Origin of the sequence: Rhodococcus sp. IEGM 1318, assembly GCF_033142465.1 — a bacterium.
GTDB classification, from domain to species: domain Bacteria; phylum Actinomycetota; class Actinomycetes; order Mycobacteriales; family Mycobacteriaceae; genus Rhodococcus_F; species Rhodococcus_F qingshengii_B.
This window is the reverse complement of sequence record NZ_JAWLSC010000011.1, coordinates 130,804-153,319: the sequence shown is the minus strand read 5'-3', so window position 1 is coordinate 153,319 and position 22,516 is coordinate 130,804. Positions and strand designations below refer to the sequence as shown.

Below are 22,516 nucleotides of genomic sequence, written 5' to 3'. Positions count from 1 at the left end.
ACACCGGGCTAGTTCGCGCCCACGGTGTCCAGCACCCAGGCGAACTCGAACGCGACCTCTTTCCACTTCTCGTAACGACCGCTGACACCGCCGTGTCCGGCGCTCATCTCGGTCTTGAGAAGTAGCGGAGCGTCACCGGTCTTCGTGGCGCGCAGTTTTGCGACCCACTTGGCCGGCTCCACGTACAGAACACGGGTGTCGTTGATGCTCGTGATCGCAAGAATGGCGGGATAGTCCTTGGCTTCCACATTCTCGTACGGGCTGTACGAGCGCATGTAGTCGTAGACGTCCTTGTTGTGCAGCGGGTCTCCCCATTCGTCCCACTCGATGACCGTCAACGGCAATGACGGATCGAGAATCGACGTCAGCGGGTCGACAAACGGAACGTTGGCGAGAATGCCGGCAAACAGTTCCGGAGCGAGGTTGGCGACAGCCCCCATCAGCAATCCACCCGCACTACCGCCGTCGGCAACCATACGATCAGCGGCTGTGACACCGGTGTCGATCAAATGCTTTGCGCAAGAGACAAAATCGGTGAAGGTGTTTTTCTTCGTGAGCGTCTTACCGTTTTCGTACCAGTGACGGCCCATCTCGCCGCCGCCGCGCACGTGTGCAACCACGAAAACGACACCGCGATCGAGCAACGACAGCCGGGCAACCGAGAACGACGGGTCGATGCTCGCCTCGTAGGAGCCGTAGCCGTACAACAACAACGGTGCGGGACCTTCGGGGGCACCAACGCGCCTCACGATCGAGAGCGGAATGCGGGTGCCGTCGTCGCCCACAGCCCAGTCGCGGCGCTGCTCGTAATTACTCGCATCGAAGTCACCGAGAACAGGCTGCGACTTACGCAGTGCCAGTTCACCACCGGCGACGTAGTAGTCGTACACCTGCCCGGGAGTGATGAAGGACGTGAAGCCGAGCCGGATAGTGGGCTGCGCCCATTCCGGGTTGGACCCCATCCCGATGCTGAAGAGTTCCTCGTCGAAGTCGATCTCGTGACGTTCGCCGTAGCCGTCAGCGGTCAACGGCCACACGGCAACCCGAGTGAGAGCCTCGCGGCGGTAGCTCAGGACAAGGTGTCCGGCAAAGGCTTCGGCTTCTTCCAGACGAACGTCGGCGCTGTGCTCGATCAGCGTCGTCATGTTCGTCGGATCCGATACCGGAGCTTCCACCAACACGAAGTTCTCGGCCTTGACTCCGTCCACGACGTCGTTGTGGAGGATGAGGAAGCGGTCCTCTCCCCCGATCACCGCGTGTTCGGCCCCGTACTCGACGCCTTCGCGACGCGGGATGATGACGCGGAAGTCGCCTTCCGGATTCGCCGATTCCAGCATCCAGCCTTCGCTGGTCACCTTGGACCCGACCCAGATCATCAGGTACTTCTCGCTGCGAGTCGAACCCACGGAGACCCAGTAGCGCTCGTCGGGCTCGTGGAAGACCGAAACATCTTGGCTCTGCGGCGTTCCCAGCTTATGACGCCATACGGTGTCCGGACGCCAGGAGTCGTCGACGGTCATGTAGAAGACGTGACTGTGATCGATCGCCCAGGTGGCGCCGGGTGCGGTGTCGGGAATCTCGTCGGCGAGCATTTCGCCGGTCTCGAGGTTCTTGAACCGCAAGGTGTATCGCTCGTCGCCGACGATGTCGACCGAGTACGCGAGCAACGTGCCGTCCTCGCTGATGGAGAACGCGCCGAGTGAAAAGAACTCGTGCCCTTCGGCTTCGACATTGCCGTCCATGAGGATCTGCTCGCCGGCCAGCTCTACGCCAGGCGTCAGGTTGGGCGGAGTCCAGTCGTCCTCACCGGCAATGGGGCACCGGCACTGGACGGTGTACGACTTGCCTTCCACGCTGCGTGAGTAGTACCACCACTTGCCCATGCGTGTGGGTACCGACATGTCGGTTTCCTGCGTCCGCGATTTGATCTCCTGGAAGATCTTCTCGCGCAACGGCTCGAGAGCGGCTGTCTGCTCGTCGGTGTACGCGTTCTCGGCTTCGAGGTACGCGACTACCTCGGCATTGTCCTTGTCCCGCAGCCACTCGTAGTCATCGACGAACGTGTGTCCGTGATGGGTACGTTCGACAGGGACCTTCTTTGCGACCGGCGGGACGAGGCTCATGCGCTGGGACCGACCCAATCGTCGAAGGACAACCCGGAAATGCGTTCGTACGCCTCGATGTAGCGTGCGCGAGTCGCATCGACGATTTCCTGCGGCAACGGCGGCGGTGTCGTGTCCGAGCTTCGATCCCAACCGGATTCGGGGCTCGTGAGCCAGTCGCGGACGAACTGCTTGTCGAAGCTGGGCTGCACCTTGCCTGCCTCGTAACCTTCGAGGGGCCAGTAGCGGGACGAGTCGGGGGTGAGCACCTCGTCGGCGAGCACGAGGTTTCCAGCGGAGTCGAGACCGAATTCGAGCTTGGTGTCCGCGAGAATGATTCCGCGATCGGCTGCGAAGTTGGAGGCGCGGGCGTAAACGTCGAGAGTGTCCTCGCGAAGCTGCACGGCCAGCTTCAGGCCGACCTTCTCCACCACCTGCTCGAAGCTGATGTTCTCGTCGTGATCGCCGAGAGCCGCCTTGGACGCCGGGGTGAAGATCGGGTCGGGCAGCCGCGACGCCTCGACAAGGCCCTCGGGCAATGCGACGCCGCACACTGCGCCGGTGTTGTTGTAGTCGACCAGGCCGGAGCCGGTGAGGAAGCCACGGACGACGCATTCGACGGGAACCATGTCGAGGGAGCGCACGACGAGAGCCCGGCCGAGCACCTCTTCCGGGATGCGATCGTCGTCGGGCTCGCCGGCCAGATGGTTGGTGCCACCGAGGACGTTGAAGAAGAACACGCTCATCGCGGTGAGAACGCGGCCCTTGTCCGGGATCGGTGTGCTGAGCACGTGGTCATAGGCCGAGATCCGATCACTCGCGACAAGCAGCAGATGCTCGTCGTCGATCGTGTAAAGGTCACGGACCTTGCCACCGGCCAGATGAGTGTAGGAATCAAGTGTAGGACGCACCCGGTCACCCTATCGGGCGTTCGCAGTTCGTACAGAACCCCGGTAGCCGGGACTGGTAAGCGTCCTCGCCGTTCGGAGAGCTGTCCGCCCTGTTCACCCGGATATGCAGGTGGCCCCTCGCCACTGGGCGAGAGGCCACTGTCACAGTCGATGAACTACCGGTTTGCGGGCAGCTTCGACAGGCCCTCGTCGATCGAATCCAGCGTCAGAAGAGCCGTCTGATAGGTCGCTGCCAACGAATGCCGAACCTGGACGACGTTGCCGGCCTTCACTGCGGGCAGTTCCTTCCACAGCTCGGAATCGACCAGTTCCTGAAGCTGCGGAGACATCGAGCCGTCGGCGTTGAGGCCGTAGACGATCACGTCGACATTTCCGAGATTCTCGCCGATCTTCTCGATGGATACCTGTTCGTTGTGGATGTCAGCAGGGTCAGCAGGGGTGCCGAGGAACTGCAGGCCGAGTCCGTCGAAGAGATTGGTTGTGTACGAAGACGCGTACTCGCGGGAGAACGTCCCAGCCTCGGGCTTGCAGACGTTGCACACGCCTCCGAAGGTGAGCGAGCCGAGCTTGTCCTTGTACTTCGCGGTCAATTCGGTGGTGCGAGCGTCGTACTCGCCCTTGAACTCACCGTAGGTGTCGGAAACATTGGCGGCGTCGGCGAACTTCTCACCCAACACGCGCCAATCAGCGGGAACCGTCGGCCCCAGGAAGACGACCGGAGCAGCAGCCTTGAGCTGAGCCATGTCCAACTGGCTCTCGACGCGAGCGGGAACACCCATGATGATCAGATCAGGCTCGGCAGCGACGATTCCCTCGTAGTTGAGCTGGGAGACGTTGCCATCGGGTGCGACCTTCGGCAGGGCTTCGTAAGCGGCCTTGGTTTTGTCGTCCATGTTGCCGAGTTCACGGGTCCACTCGCACACCGCAGCCAGATTTGCTCCTGCCTGGATCAACGGCAGAACCGCGTATCCGCAGGCCACGATCCGCTGCGGATCGCTCGGGATCTCGATGGATCCGTTCTGCGCCTCGAAGACACGGGTCTGCGAGCTCGCGGCCGTCGTCGAAGATTCGGTCGACGCCTCCTCGGAGTTGCTGCATCCGGCGACGCCTACTGCCAACGCGGCTGCTGCACCGATCACCACTGCGCGGCGAACCCGCGACAGACCTTGAACCCGCATGTTGAACTCCATCTGGACGAACCGGAACTGCACCGGAATTAATTTGGTGAGGCTAACCAATATCAGCGCACGGGGTGTTTACACAAACACAGGTCCCGAGGAATGAACCCCCTTCCGATGCAGTCAGGCGAAAACGCACGGCGCACTACTCGGTAAGCGAGCGAGCCTGCGCAATACGCCTCCCACTGAGAGGGAGCAAAGCAAGATTCTTCTCGAATCGGGCACTCGAACTCGCTACCTTGCCTTCGCGATACCTCATCGACTCGCCACTCTCACCGCTCGACGAAGGGCTCAGACATGTCCCGATCCACGCGCACCTACTCACTACGGTCTGCCGCGGCCATTGCCTTGACCAGTAGCTTTCTCATCACCGGTTTCGGCGCCTCGATCGCACACGCCGAACCTGTCCCATCGGCTCCACAATTCGGCTCACTGGATCTAGGCTCCAGCAGCTTCGGCAGTGCCGATCAAACTCCAGATGCCCCGCGGCTGAACGGGATCGACAACTTCCGCGATGTCGCGGGCACCGGCGCCGGATACTCGGGAACTTTCGGTATGCCCGTAAGCAAGGGAGTCTTCTACCGCGCGAACGCGATCACGCCCAAGGGCGATGACATGAGCGTTCTCGAAAAGCTCGGACTGACAAAGGTTTACGATCTGCGAACGGCACCCGAGATCGCCAGCAAGCCAGACGTCCTGCCCGACGGGGTTGCGTACGAGAACATTCCGATCCTGTCCGGGAACATCGCCGAGATGGTCGCGAAGATCAAGTCCCCCGAGGACTCACGATCGATGATGCAGGACATGAACCGCGCCTTCGTCACCGGAACTACGGAGCGGGCCGGGTTCGCGCAGTTGCTGACCGGCCTCGCGGAAACTGAAGGTGCACAGGTCTTCCACTGCACTGCAGGTAAGGACCGCACCGGCTGGACGTCCTTTCTGCTGCTGAGCATCGCCGGCGTCGACCGCTCGGTGATCGTGAACGACTACCTGCTGACCAACGAGTACACCGCCGAAGGCATGAAGGCCACACGCGCGGGCATCGCGGCTAGCTTGGGCGAGCAGATGGCCGTCAACATGGAGCCTCTATTGGGTGTCGAGGCAAGCTATCTCGATGCCGGCCTCGCCCAGTTGGACCAGACCTACGGGTCGGTCGATCGCTATCTGACCGAGGGCCTGGGCCTGAGCCCAGTGACCGTCATGACGCTCAAAGCCAAGCTGCTGGGCTGAGCGACACAGATGCCCCGGGTTCGACGAGGGGCCGAACCCGGGGCACGTGTACTTCTCTGCCCGTGCCGTGCCGGATGGGGCGGCAGCGTCCCGTGCGTCAGCGCGATACGGCGATCACGTTGTTTCGGTACGCCCAGATGACGATCTGCACACGGGTTCGCACCTGTAGCTTCTTGCAGATGTTGCTGATGTGCGACTTCACCGTGCTCTGCTCGAGGCTGAGAGAATCCGCGATGTCGTTGTTTCCCAAGCCTTGTGCCAGAAGTTGCACCACATCCATTTCACGCGCACTGAGACCGTGATCCGATCCGGAGCGCGCCGTGGACATCGGTGCCGGCTTGCGCCGCGCGAACTCCACGATCAGTCTCGACGTCAATCTCGGAGAGAGCACCGAGCCACCCTCGGCCACGGTCAACACTGCCGACGAGAGCTCTTCGGGATCGGCGTCTTTGAGCAAGAACCCTGCGGCGCCGCTGTCGAGCGCCTCGAAAACGTACTCGTCGAGATCGAACGTGGTGATCACGATAACGCGGGTCGCCGGAAACTCGGCGAGAACCTCCCTGGTCGCAGTCAACCCGTCGCCGTGTGGCATGCGGATATCCATCAGTACGACATCCGGACGCAGTGCACGCACCTGCTCGTACGCCTCGACTCCCGTCTTGGCATGCCCGACGACGCGAATCTCGGGGTGTCCGGAGAGAAACAGCTCGAACCCCTGCCGTACCACCTGCTGGTCGTCCGCAATAAGGACATCGATCATGCGTTGATCCTCCCGTTCACCGGCACCAGTGCCTGCACAGCCCACTCACCTTCCGAATTCGGTCCAGCGTCCAGTTGACCACCCATGAGCGTCGCGCGTTCGCGCATTCCCACAATTCCGAGGTTTTGCCCGTCGGAGGCCGGGCGGGAACTTCCGAGAGTATTGATCACCCGCACCCGCACCGCGCCGGCTTCTCGGCTCAGACGCACCTTCGACTCACTGCCCGGCGCATGGCGAAGGACGTTCGACAACGCTTCCTGCACGATGCGGTAGCAGGTCAACTGAACTCCGCTGTCCAAGTCGTCGAAGCGGCCGACTTTCTCCAACGAGATCGACGAGATGGTGCGCCTGCAGTCATCCACCAACTCGTCGATGTCGGAGACCATGGGTGTCGGGAAATCGGGGTCTTCCTCACCCAGGCGAAGGATCCCCACGATCTGCCGCAAGCTGTTGAGGGCCCGCTGCCCCTGCTCGATGACGCCGCCCAGCAGGGCTTGCGCTTGTTCGGGATTGCTCGAGAAGAACTTGTCGGCGGCACGCGCCTGGATGATCATGCCGGTCATGTGGTGAGCCGCGACGTCGTGCAACTCACGTGCCATGTCCTGCCGTTCGGCGACAACGGCATTCGCGATCTTGCGTTCGCGGTCCCGGTGCAGATCCGCTACTGCCTGGCTGTTCTCCGCTGCTTGCTTTCGCAGACGCGCGACGATCTTTCCCATGGCGCCGATGACCAGAAAACTCGTGACGGTGTTCGCTGCCGGCTCGAGGAACAGGTGGGGCAACTCCCCCACCTGAACCTCGGCGACCGTCAGCCCGTCCCGTTCGGTGGTGTACATCGCCATGATCACGTCCATCGCCATTCCGAGGACCAGCAGTCCGACCAGGCGCATGCCTGTCACCCGGATGGACACTGCCATGATCGCGAACCAGAATAGCGGTGTGGCCCCGAGCGATCGACTGCCGAGGAAGAGCATCAACCCGCCGGATCCTGCCAACGTCAGAAGGTAGTACGCGATCGGGTACCGACGGCGCGCACACGCCACAACAGTCAACACCGTCAGGAAACACATAATGCCGACAACGGTTGCCGGATCGCTCAGTACTTGATTGCTCGTCTCGGATTCCGACTTGAGACTGGCGAGGCCGAACACCCAGGGCACACTCAACAGACCGACGATCACGGCCGCAGTAGCCGGGTTGTTCAGGCTGAAACGTCCCCAGCCTCGCGATGCCAGGACTTGCCCCGGGGCATTCTGACCAGCCGAGTCGAACATCCACTCCCCATTCCGCATCCGATGATTGACGTTCATGGTGGCATGCCCGCACCACTTGGTCACACATTCGACGAATGTGAAGGGAATGTTCGATTCTCGGGTCCTACCAAAGGACTAATTCGGAGTGGAAGTACTAGTACTTACGGATCAGCTGAACTGTTCGACCAACCGGTTCACCATATTGGTTGCGCTGTAGTAGTCGAGACGGAAGGTATCGAGCCCCACGGCATAGACATGGTGATCACGAATCGCCGGATGCTGAGCCAACAGGGGAAGTCCCTCGACCGCCTTCACCGCGCCGTCGTCGGCGCTGACCAAGATCAGGGTATTGCCCGCGATTCCGTCGTAGAGATTCTCGGCCGAGACCTGGATGATGTCCTTACGCTTACCCATCGATTCACTGCTCTTCGCAGACTTGGGAATGTCAGCGACCGTGAAACCCATCGCCGTGAGCAACTTCGCCTGCCCGGACTCGTGCGTCCAGATGTTGGCACCGCTGCCGTCCTCGTAGTAGACCAGGGCAGTGGTCGGCTGCGGTGGAAGCGTGATCTTGGCCTTGGCAGCCTCTACCGCACTGTCGAATCTCGCGACCGTCGCCGCGGCGTTGTCTTCGAGGCCGGTCGCCTTACCCAGCACTGCGGCGACTTCCTGCCAACTACTTCCGCCGTAGTCCACCACAATTGTCGGCGCGATGGCCGTGAACTGTTCGTACAGATCGACGACGGAGTCACCTCCAGTCGCCGAGACGACGATGAGGTCCGGGTTCTGCGCCAGAACGGATTCTGCGTTCGCACCGCCCATCGGCAGCACCGCGAGTCCACGTTCTCGAGCAATGTCGCCCCACTGTGTGAACAACCCCTGGGCGTCCGATACGTCGGTGTTCGGTCCCGTCGATGCGGTAGCCACCACCGGAGCGTCGATCGACAACAGCGTGCCTGTCAGCGTCACACTGGTCGAGACGATCCGCTCCGGCTTCGACGCTATCTCCATCAACCCCTTCGGCGATTCCACGGTTCGTGGCCAATTACCCTGCGATGCAGCTGAATCAGCATCACTATCGGCATCCGCAGAACTACATCCGGCGAGGGCGAACCCTGCTACCAAGACTGCGGAGAGCACCTTCAGGGTGCGTGATCTTTTCATTGTGACGCCCACTGGCGGACCACTCCTCGAATTCAAAAGCCCATCAAATTAGGTTAGGCTGTGCTCATGCTAACTCAGGCGGTGACTGAACTGTCCACTTCCCTTGCGACTTCGCCCGACATCGAGACGTCCTGGAATCGGATAGTGCAACAAGGCACGCCGATTATCGAAAATGTTGATACACAGACTGTTCGAGTCACCTTCCTCTGGCGTCAGCCCGAAGAGACTGAGGTCGAGCGCGTCTATCTGGATGCAAATTCGCTGACCGACCATCACGCAGAACAACTCAGTGTGATGCAGCGGATCGGTGACAGTCCGGTGTGGTTCTACTCTGCCGACGTCTCGAACACCTGGCGCAGTAGTTACAGCATCATCCCGGTATCGAAGTCCGTAGTCGACGAGTTCGACTATCCAGGAGTAGGCAAGGAAGACTCGACCCGCCGCACCCGCTGGTTGGGGCTGCTCGAACACCGAATCGCCGACCCACTCAATCCGCTCTCCGCGGGCGTGGACACAAGACGCTCCGTCGCCGAGATGCCCATGGCGCCGGACCAGTTCGGTTGGGATGCTCCGGTTTTCAGGAATTCGGCACAGCTCACCTGGGACAGTTCGACATTGGGTGTTGAACGCCCGGTGTGGATCTACGAGACCGTGGACGACGGGCTGACACCGCTCGAAGAACGCCCACTCGTGATACTTCTCGACGGGCGCCACTGGGCCGAGGTCATGCCCGCGGGTGCCGCCTTCGATCGTGCGGTCCAGACCGGCAAGCTGAAATCCTGCGTTCTGCTGGCCGTCGATTCCGTTGACAATCAACGCCGTTCGCAAGAATTGCCGTGCAACCGCGAATACTGGAGCGCAGTCGTCCACGAACTGCTTCCGCAAGTACGCGCCGTCGCACCCTTTTCGTCTGATCGAACGCGAACCGTGGTCTCGGGGCAGAGCTTCGGCGGACTGGCCTCGATGTTCGCAGCACTCGAGTTTCCCGAACACTTCGCGCTGGTCGCCAGCGGGTCCGGTTCATTCTGGTGGCCAACCGGTTTGAAGCGCGGCGAGGACGGTCCGCCGGGTGGAGACATAGCCGCACGCATCGAGCGCGACGGCGTGCCGGACGGTTTACGCGTTGTCCTCGAAGTAGGTAGGCACGAGTCCGACATGGTCGGGCACAGCGCAGCGGTCGCCCAGGCGTTGGAGGCCGCCGGGGCACAAGTGTCGTATCGGATCTTCGACGGCGGCCACGATTGGTTGTGCTGGCGCAGTGCCCTTCTGAACTCCGTTGTCGAACTGATCGGCCGTCCGTAAACCAGGCCGGTGCCGCTAGTTCAGTGCGCCGCGAATGACAGCAGCCGTGCTGTCGAGAATTGCCCGACTGGGCGTGCGAGGTAGTGCACGCAGGCCGAAACCGTCACCGCGATTTCGAGGGATGACGTGCAGATGAACATGGAAGACTTCCTGCCCCGCAACAGCTCCGTCGGAGAGATGCAGATTCACTCCGTCGATGGGGAGAGGCCCAGTACGCATCGCCGCGGCGATCTTCTGTGCGACGGCAAAGATCCTGGCACCGTCGTCGGCATCGAGCGCGGACAATCCGCTCGCGTGACGCTTGGGCACGACCAGGAGATGACCGGACGTGAACGGCCGAATATCCATGAAGGCAAGGACATTCGCGTCGTCGTAGACGACACTGGCCTCGGCCTCACCGGCGATGATGGAACAGAAGATGCAGTTCATGGTCTCCGCCCCTGTGCGCCTTTCGGTAGTGGTGACTACCAGAAAGGCGCACGGGGGCGTAGCCCTTACAGAATCGGCGACGGCGCGTACGCCGCAGCTTCGGGATGGGCGTCGACAAGTTTCCGGACCTCGGCGACAACGGCATCGACCTGAGCCGATGCGGCGCCGACAAAGGCTGCCTTGTCGGCCAGAGCCTCGTCGAGTGCAGCGCGGTCGAGCGGCAGACGGTCGTCGGCGGCGAGGCGATCGAGCAGATCGGGCTCCTTGCCCTCTTCACGCATCGCGAGTGCAACTGCGACGGCGTTCTCCTTGATCGCCTCGTGTGCGGTCTCGCGTCCGACGCCGGCGCGCACGGCAGCCATCAGTACGCGCGTCGTGGCGAGGAACGGCAGGTACCGCGTCAGTTCCTTCTCGATGACGGCCGGGTAGGCACCCATCTCGATCAGCACGGTCAGGAAGGTCTCGAACATGCCGTCGATCGCGAAGAACGCGTCCGGCAGAGCGACGCGACGCACGACGGAGCAGAAGACGTCGCCCTCGTTCCACTGTGCACCCGCGAGCTCGGCTGCCATGGAGCCGTATCCGCGCAGGATCACCTGTAGTCCGTTGACGCGCTCGCACGAGCGGGTGTTCATCTTGTGTGGCATCGCCGAGCTGCCGACCTGGCCGGGCTGGAAACCTTCGGTGACCAGCTCGTGGCCGGCCATCAGGCGGATCGTGTGTGCAAACGACGACGGTCCCGCGCCGACCTGGACGAGCGCGGAGATGACGTCGTGATCGAGAGAACGCGGGTACACCTGGCCGACGCTGGTCAGAACGTGCGCGAATCCGAGGTGCTCGGCGACCTTCGCTTCGAGCTGATCGAGCTTGGCCGCATCGCCGTCGAGCAGATCGAGCATGTCCTGAGCAGTACCCATCGGACCCTTGATCCCGCGCAGCGGGTAGCGGTCGATCAGCTGGCGCAGACGCGTCAGCGCGACGAGCAGCTCGTCGGCGGCGGAAGCGAAACGCTTACCCAAGGTGGTGGCCTGAGCTGCGACGTTGTGTGAGCGACCGGCCATCACGATGGACGAGTACTCGGCAGCGCGCTCACCCAGGCGGGCGGCGACGGCGATGCCGTGGCTGTAGACGTGTTCGAGAGAACGCACGATCTGCAGCTGCTCGACGTTCTCGGTGAGGTCACGGCTGGTCATGCCCTTGTGGACCTGCTCGTGACCGGCGAGTGCATTGAATTCCTCGATGCGCGCCTTCACGTCGTGGCGGGTGACCCGCTCGCGGTCTGCGATGGACTCGAGGTCGACGTTGTCGATGACGCGCTCGTAGTCGTCGATGGCGTCGGCCGGAATGTCGATGCCCAACTCTGCCTGCGCACGCAACACCGCCACCCACAATTGACGCTCGAGCACGATCTTGTACTCGGGAGACCACAGAGCAACAAGCTCGGGGCTGGCGTATCGGTTGGCAAGGACATTCGGGATGCGGCTCACGAGGCCTCAGTCTAACGGGGGCCAAGCAGTGCTGTTACCCCCGATAGTGACCGAGCTAGACCGGCGGCGCCATCACGTCGATCGATTCCAAGAGCATTCCCCTGGCCAACCCCCGTGGGTCCGGGTCGTACTCCCCCAGAGCCGTGATCATCGCGCCGTCGACCATCGCGACGAGACGACGCAGTTGCCCCTCGGGAGCCGACCGGCCCGAGCGTCGAAGCGCATCGGTCAACAGGTCGTCGAGCTGGGCGCGTAGGCGCAACTGCACGTCACGAAGCGCGGGATGACGGGCACACGCGACGAATCGTTCGTAGCGCGAGATCAAACGCTCGCGGCTCTCCGGACGCTTCTCTTCGTCGCCGAGCAGCAGTTCGACCAACAGTTCGACGGTTGATTCGGCGCCCCTCCGACGTTGGGTCACCGCAGCCACTCTGGCGCGCATCGCTTCCATGTCGGCGTTGCCGTTGAGCTCGACGGCGCACGCGATCAGATCGTCTAGTGAGTCGAAGTAGTACGTCGTCGAAGCCAGTGGAAGGTCGGCCCTGGTTGCCACCGCTCGGTGACGAACGGCGTCGAACCCGCCTTCCAGCAATAGTTCAGCAGCGGACGCCACCAGAGCTTGGCGACGTCGTTCGCCCTTGGGCGTAGCTGCAGAAGACACCACGACATCGTGCCAGCAGAGGGCACCTCCGCATGGCGAAACAGCTCGAAGACCCTGCTGTTTGTTACCCGAGCCACTTCTCGAGGCGAATCAGCGCCTCCTGGATGTCGGCTGTCGCACCCGCGAACGAAAGTCTGACCATCCGGTTTCCGTGGACGGTGTCGAAATCGATTCCGGGTGCCAACGCGACCCCGGTATCTGTCAGCAACCGCGCACACCAAGCGGTGGCGCCCTCGTCACCACACAGATGGCCGATATCCGCGTAGACGTAGAACGCGCCGTCAGCAGGAGCCAACTCCGTGATGCCCAGTTTCGGCAGTCCGGTCAACAGCAGTTCACGATTGACTGCGTACCGCTGAACGTGCCCGTCCAACTCGACCTTCGCCTCGTCCGAGAACGCCTCGATCGCGGCGTACTGCGAGATCGCGGGCGGACACACCGTCATGTTCGACGCGAGTCTCTGCAGCGGGCGCCGCAGGTAGGCCGGCACCAACATCCAGCCGAGCCGCCAACCGGTCATCGAAAAGTACTTGGACACCGATCCGATCACAACGGACTCGCGCGAGGTCTCCCAGGCGCTCGACGTGTGCTGATCGCCGTATCCGATGCCGTGGTAGATCTCGTCCGAGATCAGGAGAGTGCCGTGCTGCTCGCACCACGTCGCCAATGCAGCGAGCTCCTCGGGCGAGATCACCGTGCCCGTCGGATTTGCGGGGCTGGCGACGATCAGACCGGCAGGCGGCGCCGGCAACGCCTCGAGCATTTCCACCGTCGGCTGGTATCGAGTTGCCGGCCCACAGTCGAGTTCGACGACGTTGCAGCCGAGCGCGGCAAGGGTGTTGCGGTACGCGGGATATCCGGGACGAGCAACCACCACGGTGTCCCCCTCATCGAACGCGGCCAGGAAGAGCAAGGTGAACGCCCCGGACGAACCGGTCGTCACCACCACGTCTTCGGCGTCGACGGAGATTCCCGAGCGCTCACTGTGGTAGCGCGCAATAGCTTCGCGCAGCGGCAGGATCCCGAAAGTCTCGGTGTATCCGAGTAGTTCAGTGCCGAGAATCTCTCGCGTCGCGCGCAACACCGGCGCGGGAGCGGGCGTCGACGGTTGACCGGCAGCCAACGTCAGAACGTCACCGTGTGTCCGCTGACGTTCGGTCGCGGCCTTCCATACATCCATGACATGGAAGGTCTGGATATCTGATCGACGAGATTCTGAGCGCACACTCCGACGGTAGTCGAACCGTGTTGCGGCAAGAAACGAAGACCACCCATTGTGACGATCCGACAGATTCAGGCACTCAGCATGAGTCGATTCAACGAGACCTGGGCCACGTCACTCGCGCAACATTGATCAACGACTTCCTTCGATCAAAAGGTGCATCAGATGAAAGCTCGCTCAGTGCCCACCGCGGCTCTGGTCACGATCGGCGTTCTCACGGTTGCCTCATGCGGAAGCTCCTCTGATCCTGGCGGGGATTCTTCCGGCGATTACGCCAAGGACGGCAGCTTCACGACGATCGTGAACACCGACCCCGGCAACCTTCATCCTCTGATCACCAATCTGACTGCCACGCAGGCGATCAACAGCTATACCAACGACTCGTTGTTGGCCATCGACCCCAAAACCCGCGCAGCGGGCCAGTATCTGGCCGAAAAATGGAGCGAGAACGAAACTTCGCTGAACTTCACCCTCAAGAAGGGGATCACGTGTGAAGACGGCACGACCTTCACCGCCCAGACAGCGGCGAACAACATCAACTGGGTCGTCGACAAGACCAACGGCTCGCCGTGGTTGGGAGCATCCGTACCCGAAACTGCGGTAGCAACCGCTGATGGTGACGAGCTCACGATCAAGACAACGGAACCCGCGCCCTTCCTCCTCGAGCGCATCGGCGCTCTCAAGCTGGCGTGCCAGGCAGCGCTCGACGACCCTGCCAGTGTTCGAGGCAGCAGCAACGGAACCGGACTGTTCAAGATCACCGAAGTAGTGGCCAACGATCACGTCACGCTCGAACGCCGCGACGGATACAACTGGGGGCCGAACGGCGAAACCACGTCGGACACGCTCGGAGTGCCCGAGACGGTCACGATCAAGGTCGTGACCGACGCCGCGACGACGGCGAATCTGGTCCTCACCGGAACGGTCAACGCGGCCCCGGTTGCCGGCGCGGATATCGAACGTGTGGAAGCTTCCGGCCTTGAATCGATGACGTCCAACACCCTGAGCGGACAGTTCATCTTCAACCACAATGCGGCTCTCCCCACCAACGACCAGGCGGTACGCACCGCACTCGTACAGGCGATCGACCTCGACGATTACACGGACATCAACACCGGTGGCAAAGGCTCACGCGCTACGGCACTGGCAGTAGTCGATCCGCGGGCATGCGACTTCGACAGCGTCACCGGTGTAGTTCCGAAGTTCGACATGGCCGCGGCGAAGAAGACTCTCGCGGACGCCGGTTGGAAGCCCGGATCCGACGGTGTCCTGACCAAGGACGGTCAAGCGCTGCAATTGACGGTCATCTTTGCCAACTACCGCGACACCACCTCTGCAGCAGCAGAATACGCAATGAAGCAGTGGCAGGAGCTCGGCGCGAAGGTAGAGCTCCGCGGTGGTGACAACAACTTCATCATCTCCAACACATTCGCGGCGAAAGACCTGACGTCATGGTCGATCTCGATCGGACTGACCGTCCAGAGCGACACCCCCAGCATCTTCGTTCCGTACTTCGCCGGCCCCACCCCACCGTCGGGTGTCAACTTCGCATCGATCGACAATCCGAAGTACACCGAACTGGCGGCGAAGGCCTCGGTTCTGCCCGGGCAGGAATCCTGCTCGGTTTGGAAGGAAGCGGAACAAGCACTGTTCACCTCGTCTGACGTCATTCCGGTGTCCACGTCGCCGAACTTCATGTTCTTCAACGGCGCGACGGCCCTGTATGCACCGGTTGGCGGCACCCTGGCCGGCCCTGGCATCCGCGTTCTGAAATAAGCCGGAAGACAAAGCTTTACGTCTGCATCTATTTCTCCGATTCGAAGGATCTACATGACTGACCGTCCATTTGTTCTCGACGACCTCCACCGTGTGGTCACACCCACTGAAACCGCAATCTCTCCCGACGGCACCGTGGTCGTCTTCGTTCGCTCGGAAATAGTTGCCGGAAAGGCAAATACATCGCTCTGGGCAGTGTCCCGCGATTCCCAGGCTCGTCGCCTCACTGCCGGACCTGCCGATTCGGCCCCTCGGTTCTCTCCGGATGGAACCTCGATCGCCTTCCTCCGCAAGGTCGGCGACTCCGCGCAGTTGCACCTGATCCCGCTCGCCGGCGGCGAGGCCGAAACCCTCACCACAGCAGCATCACTCCCCCTCGGTGCCGGCGCAGCGACCTGGAGCCCGAACGGAAAAGCCATTGCATTCGCCGCCGTGGTCTCGCGTTCGGACTCCACCGATCCGAATGCGCCCATCGTCACCGACCGACTCGGATACAAGGTGGACGGTGCCGGTTGGCTCGGAACCTTCCGGCGCCACCTGCACACCGTCGAACTGGAGACGAAGGCAGTTCGACGGCTCACCGACGGTGATTGGAATGCAGACGTTCCGTCCTGGTCACCGGACGGCAAGGCTCTCGCCTTCACCGCGAATCTGGAACCGGACAGCGATCTGAACCTCACGTTCAGCGCCTACCGAATCCTCGTCGACGATCTGTCGGTTCCGCCGCAGCAACTCGGTCACGCCACCGGGGTGCAGGGCTCGACGCTCTGGCACCCGAACGGAGATTCGGTTGTCGCCATCGGCACTCCCGAGGTCCGTATCGGAACTGCAGACCTGATCCGTCTGTCCGCCCCCGGCCCAATCGAGACACCGGTCGACGTCACCCTTACCGCTCATCTCGATCGCAACGTGATGCCCGGCGCGCCCGGTTACCCCGGTGGCACACCGGCACTGTCGAACACCGGCGACGAGATCGTGTTCTGCCTGCGCGATCGCGGATGGACGCATCTGTACGCCGTCGACATCGAAACCGGCACCTCCCGCTCCCTCGTCGCCAATCCCAACGAGGTCGTCGCGGCGCTCTCCGTTGCCCGTGACGCGCGCGTCGCCTCCGTCATCGTCACCACACAGCAGTCCTTCGGTGAGGTCGCGCTCGTCGACCTGGACAGCGGCGCCGTCACCACGCTGACAAGCTTCACCGCAGAAGCACTTCCCGAGGTGACCCTGTTTGCCGCCGAGGAACGCGAATTCACCATCTCCGACGGCCGTACCGTGCACGGTTGGTTGCTGTCCGCTCCCGAAACCGATGGCGCTGCACCACTTCTGCTCGACATTCACGGCGGGCCGCACAACGCATGGACTGGCGTTGCCGACACCTATCACCCCGCCCACCAGGTTCTCGCAGCGCAGGGTTGGCGCATCCTGACCCTCAATCCACGTGGATCGGACGGGTACGGCGAGGACTTCATGTACGCCGTCAACGGCGCCTGGGGCACCTCGGACCAAGCTGACTTCCTCGAGCCGATCGACGCTCTTGTCGCCGAAGGACTTGTCGACGGGAACCGACTGGCGATCACCGGGTACAGCTACGGCGGATACAGCACCTGCCACCTCACCTCTCAGACCGATCGCTTTGCCGCGGCGGTGGCCGGCGGGCTGATCTGCGATTTCAACGCCATGGCCGGGGTTTGCGATTTCGGTCCGCACCTCGCCTCACTGGCCACCGGAACGACGGTCCCCGAGAACTCCGCGGGGCTCCTGGCTGCCTCGCCCCTCGCCGCCGTGAAGAACGTGGTGACTCCGACGCTGATCCTGCACGGAAAGTCGGACGAGCGGTGCCCGCTAGGTCAGGCCGAGGCCTGGTTCGCCGCGCTGCGCCAGCAGCACGTCCCGACCCGAATGGTGGCGTATCCCGGCGCAAGCCACGGTTTCCTCGTCAACGGCTCGATCTCACACCGAATCGACTACAGCACAAGGCTCATCGAGTGGGTGAAGCGATACACCTCCGCGAAGCTACCCAAGACCGGCCTGGCCAACGCGTCTGCCGGAGCCGATGCATGGAAGCGTTCACTCGACGTACTCTGTGAGCGTTACGGCGTCACCGGAGCTCAATTCGGAATTCTCACACTCGATTCCAGCGGCAAGGAAATCACCCGTACGACGGTGGCTTCCGGCGTGATCAATGCAGACACCGGGGTCGAGGTATCCACCGACTCCCTGTTCCAGATCGGATCCATCACCAAGGTGTGGACCGCGATGCTGGTCATGCAGCTGGTCGACGAAGGCTTACTCGACCTGGACGCGACCGTCCGGTCGATCCTGCCCGACTTCGCACTGCAGGACGAGGAAACAGCTGCCCGCATCACGGTTCGCGCACTTCTGAACCATCGCAACGGAATCGACGGTGACCTGTTCATCGACAAGGGTCGCGGCGACGACGTCGTCGAACGCTACGTCGAGGGCCTGCGTGACTTCCGTCAGGTTCATCCACTCGAGGACGGCTTCGCGTACTCGAACTCCGCGTACGTCCTTGCAGCTCGTATCGTCGAGGTTCTCCGCGGAGGAATCTGGGACGACATCCTCAAGGAGCGGATCATCGATCCGCTCGGCCTCGCGCACACACTCACGTTGACCGGAGATGCTCCGAGATACTCTGTGGCAGCAGGTCATACGGGGAACTCCGTCGTGATGCCCGTCTGGCCGATCACGCGCTCGATGGGGCCCGCCGGCTGCATCACTGCCAGCATCGGAGATCTACTCACGTTCGCGGAACTCGGTCTTCTCGAAGGACAGAGCGTCGACGGCGTACGGATCGTGTCGGAAAAATCAGCCGCCGCGATGCGCACACCCGAAATCGACATCAGCGATCTGTTCCCGGACAAATCCGGCTGGGGTCTGGGTTGGTTCCACGAAACCTGGTCGGGCGAAGAGATTTTCGGGCACGACGGTAGCACCATCGGACAGCACGCATATCTGCGTATCTTCCCCCGCCACAATGTCGCAATCGCGCTGCTGACCAGCGGCGGCAAAGCAGACGGTCTTTACCGCGATCTCTTCACCGAAGCCGCGGCCGCGTTGGTCGGACTCGAACTTCCGCAAGCCCTCGCCCCGAACCCCGCGAGTGCGGAGTCGATTCCGGATTCGGTCCTGGGTAAGTACAGCTCGGGCGGAATAGCAATCGAGTTCCGTCGTGGAGAGTCCACTGACGAAGCCGTGATCACCGTCATCGGCGACGTCATCCCGAATCCCGAGGAAGACGAAACAGCTCCGAAGAAGCCTGCAACGGTAGCTACTCTCGTACCGTCGCAGATCCCGGGGACCTGGACCACCCGTCAATCCGGGGCCGCCGGTTGGACGACGGTACGGCCGCACCGCGACGGCGTGTACGTCGGATTCCGCTTCCTACCACGGGTTAACGCGTGACGACGACCGATACACATACGATGACGGATACACAGAACGCCAGCGAACTCGAGGAATCAAAGATGCAAGAACAGCTTCAAGAACTCGTCGATCAGTGGAGGCTCGAGGCGAACATCCCCGGCGTCTCGGTCGGAATTGTGCATGGCGACAAGGACATCGTCGTCACCAGCGGCATCGAGAGCATCGAAACCCAGCTCCCGGTCACCGACAAGACGATGTTCATGATCGGCTCCACCACAAAGGTCTTTGCTGCAACTGCCGCGATGGCACTGGTCGAGGACGGTCTTCTCGATCTCGACACGCCGCTGGCCGAGTACGTCCCCGAACTGACCCTCGCCGACGACGCAGCCACCCGCACAGTCACGATGCGCCATCTCCTCACCCACACCGGCGGATTCACCGGCGACGCCAGCCTCTCGGCCGGTTGGGGCGAAGACGCCCTGGGCCGCTCGATTTCACGACTGAAAGAACTACGACAGGAATTTCCCGTCGGAGAAGTCTTCTCCTACAGCAACTCCGGATTCGTTCTCGCCGGATACGTCGTAGCCAAGATCAGCGGACTGACCTTCGAAGAGTTGGTCAAGCAGCGCGTTCTGGACCCACTCGACATGAAGAACTCGGCGTTCCTGCCCTGGGACGTGATGACTCACCGGTTTGCACTCGGCCACTACATTCGCGACGGTGAGCCGTTCGTATCCAACGAGACTGGGCTTGACCGCGGCATGACGCCCTGCGGCGGAATGTGGTCCTCGGTGCGCGATCAGCTCGTCTGGGCACGCTACGCACTCTCGGGCGAACACCCCGGTGAGGGACAGCCGCTCGACGAGTCCACCCGGTTGCTGATGCAGAAGCCGCAACGTCCCGCAGCGATGATGTTCGAGGAGGTCGGCATCGGCTGGCTGCTGACTCGGTACGGAACCACCCAGGTAGTGCGGCACGGCGGAAATGTGAGCAATCTCCAGGTCTCCGAGTTCTTGACGGTGCCCGAGAAGAACTTCGCCGTCACCGTGCTGACCAACGCACTCGGCGGCGGAATCGGCAAGAAGATCGTCGACTGGTGCATGGCCAACCTCGCGGAACTGCCCGCTCCGGTATCTCTCGACGTGGTCGAACCCGCTCCGTCGGCCGTCGATGCCGTCCTGGGCAAGTACCAGGCCGGCAACCTGACCATGACCGTCGCGCCCGGTGACGAGGGAATCGGCGTCCGAATGGGCAGCGCGCAGGACCTCGGCGAATACGAGGACATCGTTTGGCCGCCGGCGATCCCGATCGCCTTCGTCAACGACCTCGACTTCGCTGCGCGCGCCGACACCACGCGGACGCTGGGGCGCTTTGTCACCGACGACACCGGACGCGCCGTGATGCTCGAATTCGGCGGCCGAACCGCCAAGCGAGTGGCTTGATCCTGTAGTCGGGTGACGCGGTCCGATTTACGGGACCGCGTCACCCGTCTTCGTCAATGCACAGCCGCGAAGGTACAGACTGGACGCCATGAACTTCATCGGCGAGTCGATTCTGCACCCGTCTCGGTGGAGCGTACGTGCCCGTTCGACCGTGGCATCGACGCTCGTGATCGCCTTCTGCCTGGTGATCGCCGGGCTTGCACTGGTTTTCGTACTGGCGAACTCCCTGCATCTGTCCGCATTGAACAGCTCCGAAGCTCGCGCCACGCAGTTGGTCCAGCAGCTCAACGGAAAGAACCCGGCCGATCTCGACCCCTCGCTTCTGTCCACAGACAGTCAGATCGGAATCGTACAGATCGTCGACGCCGATCACCGAATAGTCGCCCAATCTCCCGGAACCGAGAGTGGCCTCCTGTCCGAACAGCTTCTCGGCCCTGACGAGTCGGACACCTTCGGACGGGTGAAAGAGTCGGACAACGAGGACTACTGGCTGATCGGACGCGGCGCTCAGACGCCGGCCGGACCGGTCACCGTCTTCGTCGGTGCCGACCGCGAACCGGTTGAAACCGTTGTCATCACCGTTGCCGTTCTGCTGGCCATCGTCGGCCCCCTGGTTCTGGCGCTGGCCGCATTTGCCACCTACCGCCTGGTCGGTTCGGCCCTCGCTCCCGTCGAACGCATACGCGCTCGGGTGGCCTCGATTTCGAGTGGTCGACAGGGTGAACGAGTACCCGTCCCGGCCGGGAACGACGAGATAGCCCGGCTGGCAACAACAATGAACGACATGCTTGCACGCCTCGACGAAGGTGCACTGGCCCAGCAACGATTTGTCAGCGATGCCTCACACGAATTACGTAGTCCGCTGTCCACGATCACGACGGCTCTCGAACTGGCACACCACCGCCCAGATCTCCTCGACGACGCGTTGATCGAGGACGCACTACTGCCCGAGGCGCGTCGCATGCGGCAGCTGATCGAGGATCTGTTGATCCTCGCGCGCTCGGACGAAAGCGAACTCGAAAAGATCGGTACCTCCGTCGATGTCGACCTCGACGACATCTTGTTCGCCGAGAAGAAGAGGATCGACGGTTTCTCCGAGGTCAAGGTCACCGCTGCCGTGGCTCCGGTTCGTGTCTCCGGAGACCCCCGAGCGTTGACGAGAATGGTGCGCAACCTGGTCGACAACGCAGTGCGGCACGCCGAGACCCTCGTGCATCTCGAGTGCACCGAAGCCGGCCACGAAGCCCACATCGTGATCGAGGACGACGGGCCCGGAATCCCTGCAGCAGAACGCGAACGAATCTTCGGACGCTTTGTCCGCCTGGACCAACCACGGTCGAGACAAGGGGGTGGGTCCGGACTTGGACTCGCCATCGCGTCGGAAATCGTGGCGGCGCATCACGGAACCATCGCCGTCAGCGAGAGAGTGTGCGGCGGAAGTCGATTCGAGGTGACAATTCCGGTACCGAACGACTGAAGATCAGGCAGTCCCGACAAAGCGGTACCCGACGCCTCGGACGGTTTCGATGCTGTGAGTTCCGAACGGCAGGTCGACCTTCTTACGTAGGTAACCGATATAGACCTCGACGATGTTCTCATCACCTTCGTAGTTGCGGTCCCAGACGGAGCGGACGATCTCGCTCTTGGTGACCACAACTCCGTTGTTGCGCATCAGAAACTCGAGAACGCTGTACTCACGCGGCGTCAGGGTCAATTCGCTTCCCGCTCGCCTCACCTGATGTTTGGCGGGGTCGAGGGACAGGTCTCCTATTTCGAGTATCGCCGGACGTTGCGGAGCTCCGCGCCGCACCAGAGCGCGCAGCCGCGCAAGGAGGACGACAAACGAAAAGGGCTTGACCAGATAGTCGTCGGCACCAAGGTCGAAAGCGTCAGCGAGGTCGTATTCGCCGTCCTTCGCCGACAGCATCAGGATCGGCGTCCAGATCTCCCGGGCGCGTAGGTCCCGCACGATGTCGTATCCATGCTTTCCCGGCAACATGATGTCGAGAACTATCACGTCGAATTCGTCATTGCAGGCAGTCGCGAATCCGTCGTCCCCGTTGAGTTCTACGGCGGTCACGAACCCCTCGGCCACGAGTCCCCGCCGGATCGTCTCGGCCAGGCGCACTTCGTCTTCGACCACCAGTACTCGCATCACCGGCCCCGTTTCGTCGACACACAGTTGTTCGGATGCACCCAGTAGAGCAGACGGTTG

Annotated in this window: 17 protein-coding genes; 6 read left to right on the top strand and 11 right to left on the bottom strand. The window is 62.3% G+C overall.

The features are described from left to right. Window positions 1–8: 8 nt before the first annotated feature. The 3 genes from R4P65_RS24050 to R4P65_RS24040 all read right to left on the bottom strand — a co-directional run bounded on the left by R4P65_RS24050 (window position 9) and on the right by R4P65_RS24040 (window position 4,203). The gene (locus tag R4P65_RS24050) at window positions 9–2,123 is read right to left on the bottom strand and encodes a S9 family peptidase (RefSeq protein ID WP_317828400.1); all 2,115 of its coding nucleotides are present in this window, start codon (window positions 2,121–2,123) and stop codon (window positions 9–11) included. Next, a complete protein-coding gene (locus R4P65_RS24045) occupies window positions 2,120–3,013 on the bottom strand; it encodes a phosphoribosylaminoimidazolesuccinocarboxamide synthase (RefSeq protein ID WP_050655449.1) in 894 nt (297 codons plus the stop codon). The genes R4P65_RS24050 and R4P65_RS24045 overlap by 4 nt, the downstream gene beginning before the upstream one ends. A gap of 155 nt (window positions 3,014–3,168) precedes the next feature. Next, on the bottom strand, window positions 3,169–4,203 hold the full coding sequence (locus R4P65_RS24040; RefSeq protein ID WP_317828494.1) for an ABC transporter substrate-binding protein: 1,035 nt from the start codon (window positions 4,201–4,203) through the stop codon (window positions 3,169–3,171). Between the two features lie 285 nt (window positions 4,204–4,488). Here R4P65_RS24040 and R4P65_RS24035 point away from each other — a divergent pair, with 285 nt between their 5' ends. After that, window positions 4,489–5,421, top strand: coding sequence for a tyrosine-protein phosphatase (locus tag R4P65_RS24035; RefSeq protein ID WP_317828399.1), 933 nt, complete (start codon window positions 4,489–4,491; stop codon window positions 5,419–5,421). A gap of 97 nt (window positions 5,422–5,518) precedes the next feature. On the opposite strand, the gene R4P65_RS24030 is transcribed toward R4P65_RS24035, so the two are convergent. The 3 genes from R4P65_RS24030 to fepB form a co-directional block, all read right to left on the bottom strand. Then, entirely contained in the window at window positions 5,519–6,181 is a 663-nt protein-coding gene (locus tag R4P65_RS24030) for a response regulator transcription factor (RefSeq protein ID WP_317828398.1), read from the bottom strand. After that, the gene (locus tag R4P65_RS24025) at window positions 6,178–7,455 is read right to left on the bottom strand and encodes a sensor histidine kinase (RefSeq protein ID WP_230814941.1); all 1,278 of its coding nucleotides are present in this window, start codon (window positions 7,453–7,455) and stop codon (window positions 6,178–6,180) included. Before R4P65_RS24025 ends, R4P65_RS24030 begins: the two co-directional genes overlap by 4 nt. A 147-nt stretch (window positions 7,456–7,602) precedes the next feature. Continuing rightward, entirely contained in the window at window positions 7,603–8,610 is a 1,008-nt protein-coding gene (fepB, locus tag R4P65_RS24020) for a Fe2+-enterobactin ABC transporter substrate-binding protein (protein WP_317828397.1), read from the bottom strand. A 54-nt stretch (window positions 8,611–8,664) separates the two neighbouring features. Between fepB and fes the strand changes: the two genes are divergently transcribed. Continuing rightward, on the top strand, window positions 8,665–9,900 hold the full coding sequence (gene fes / locus R4P65_RS24015) for an enterochelin esterase (RefSeq protein ID WP_317828396.1): 1,236 nt from the start codon (window positions 8,665–8,667) through the stop codon (window positions 9,898–9,900). Between the two features lie 15 nt (window positions 9,901–9,915). Here the strand turns inward: fes and R4P65_RS24010 are convergent, their stop codons facing one another. From R4P65_RS24010 to R4P65_RS23995, 4 genes are all read right to left on the bottom strand, one after another. Continuing rightward, entirely contained in the window at window positions 9,916–10,329 is a 414-nt protein-coding gene (locus tag R4P65_RS24010) for an HIT family protein (protein WP_317828395.1), read from the bottom strand. 65 nt (window positions 10,330–10,394) lie between these two features. Beyond that, entirely contained in the window at window positions 10,395–11,816 is a 1,422-nt protein-coding gene (purB, locus tag R4P65_RS24005) for an adenylosuccinate lyase (protein ID WP_317828394.1), read from the bottom strand. 55 nt (window positions 11,817–11,871) lie between these two features. Continuing rightward, on the bottom strand, window positions 11,872–12,477 hold the full coding sequence (locus R4P65_RS24000) for a TetR/AcrR family transcriptional regulator (protein ID WP_003945736.1): 606 nt from the start codon (window positions 12,475–12,477) through the stop codon (window positions 11,872–11,874). Between the two features lie 64 nt (window positions 12,478–12,541). Beyond that, window positions 12,542–13,702 carry a pyridoxal phosphate-dependent aminotransferase gene (locus tag R4P65_RS23995; protein ID WP_230814936.1) on the bottom strand — a complete coding sequence of 387 codons (1,161 nt, stop codon included), beginning with the start codon at window positions 13,700–13,702 and terminating at the stop codon, window positions 12,542–12,544. A 162-nt stretch (window positions 13,703–13,864) separates the two neighbouring features. Between R4P65_RS23995 and R4P65_RS23990 the strand changes: the two genes are divergently transcribed. The 4 genes from R4P65_RS23990 (at window position 13,865) to R4P65_RS23975 (ending at window position 21,778) form a co-directional block, all read left to right on the top strand. Beyond that, window positions 13,865–15,475, top strand: coding sequence for an ABC transporter substrate-binding protein (locus R4P65_RS23990; RefSeq protein ID WP_317828393.1), 1,611 nt, complete (start codon window positions 13,865–13,867; stop codon window positions 15,473–15,475). A 54-nt stretch (window positions 15,476–15,529) separates the two neighbouring features. Next, on the top strand, window positions 15,530–18,898 hold the full coding sequence (locus tag R4P65_RS23985) for a serine hydrolase (protein WP_317828392.1): 3,369 nt from the start codon (window positions 15,530–15,532) through the stop codon (window positions 18,896–18,898). 20 nt (window positions 18,899–18,918) lie between these two features. Next, complete coding sequence (locus R4P65_RS23980; RefSeq protein WP_317828391.1) at window positions 18,919–20,301, top strand: serine hydrolase domain-containing protein; 1,383 nt, start codon at window positions 18,919–18,921, stop codon at window positions 20,299–20,301. A gap of 88 nt (window positions 20,302–20,389) precedes the next feature. Then, entirely contained in the window at window positions 20,390–21,778 is a 1,389-nt protein-coding gene (locus R4P65_RS23975; protein ID WP_317828390.1) for a sensor histidine kinase, read from the top strand. A gap of 3 nt (window positions 21,779–21,781) precedes the next feature. Here R4P65_RS23975 and R4P65_RS23970 read toward each other — a convergent pair whose 3' ends face one another. Continuing rightward, window positions 21,782–22,456, bottom strand: a complete 675-nt coding sequence (locus R4P65_RS23970) for a response regulator transcription factor (protein WP_317828493.1) — start codon at window positions 22,454–22,456, stop codon at window positions 21,782–21,784. Window positions 22,457–22,516 lie beyond the last annotated feature (60 nt).

Coding starts and splice junctions, on each gene's coding strand:
- R4P65_RS24010 (WP_317828395.1), bottom strand. CDS start 10,329: ATGAACTGCATCTTCTGTTCCATCATCGCCGGTGAGGCCGAGGCCAGT.
- R4P65_RS23990 (WP_317828393.1), top strand. CDS start 13,865: ATGAAAGCTCGCTCAGTGCCCACCGCGGCTCTGGTCACGATCGGCGTT.
- R4P65_RS23970 (WP_317828493.1), bottom strand. CDS start 22,456: ATGCGAGTACTGGTGGTCGAAGACGAAGTGCGCCTGGCCGAGACGATC.
- R4P65_RS24030 (WP_317828398.1), bottom strand. CDS start 6,181: ATGATCGATGTCCTTATTGCGGACGACCAGCAGGTGGTACGGCAGGGG.
- R4P65_RS23985 (WP_317828392.1), top strand. CDS start 15,530: ATGACTGACCGTCCATTTGTTCTCGACGACCTCCACCGTGTGGTCACA.
- R4P65_RS24040 (WP_317828494.1), bottom strand. CDS start 4,203: ATGGAGTTCAACATGCGGGTTCAAGGTCTGTCGCGGGTTCGCCGCGCA.
- R4P65_RS23980 (WP_317828391.1), top strand. CDS start 18,919: ATGACGGATACACAGAACGCCAGCGAACTCGAGGAATCAAAGATGCAA.
- R4P65_RS24050 (WP_317828400.1), bottom strand. CDS start 2,123: ATGAGCCTCGTCCCGCCGGTCGCAAAGAAGGTCCCTGTCGAACGTACC.
- R4P65_RS24025 (WP_230814941.1), bottom strand. CDS start 7,455: ATGTTCGACTCGGCTGGTCAGAATGCCCCGGGGCAAGTCCTGGCATCG.
- fes (WP_317828396.1), top strand. CDS start 8,665: ATGCTAACTCAGGCGGTGACTGAACTGTCCACTTCCCTTGCGACTTCG.
- R4P65_RS24035 (WP_317828399.1), top strand. CDS start 4,489: ATGTCCCGATCCACGCGCACCTACTCACTACGGTCTGCCGCGGCCATT.
- R4P65_RS23975 (WP_317828390.1), top strand. CDS start 20,390: ATGAACTTCATCGGCGAGTCGATTCTGCACCCGTCTCGGTGGAGCGTA.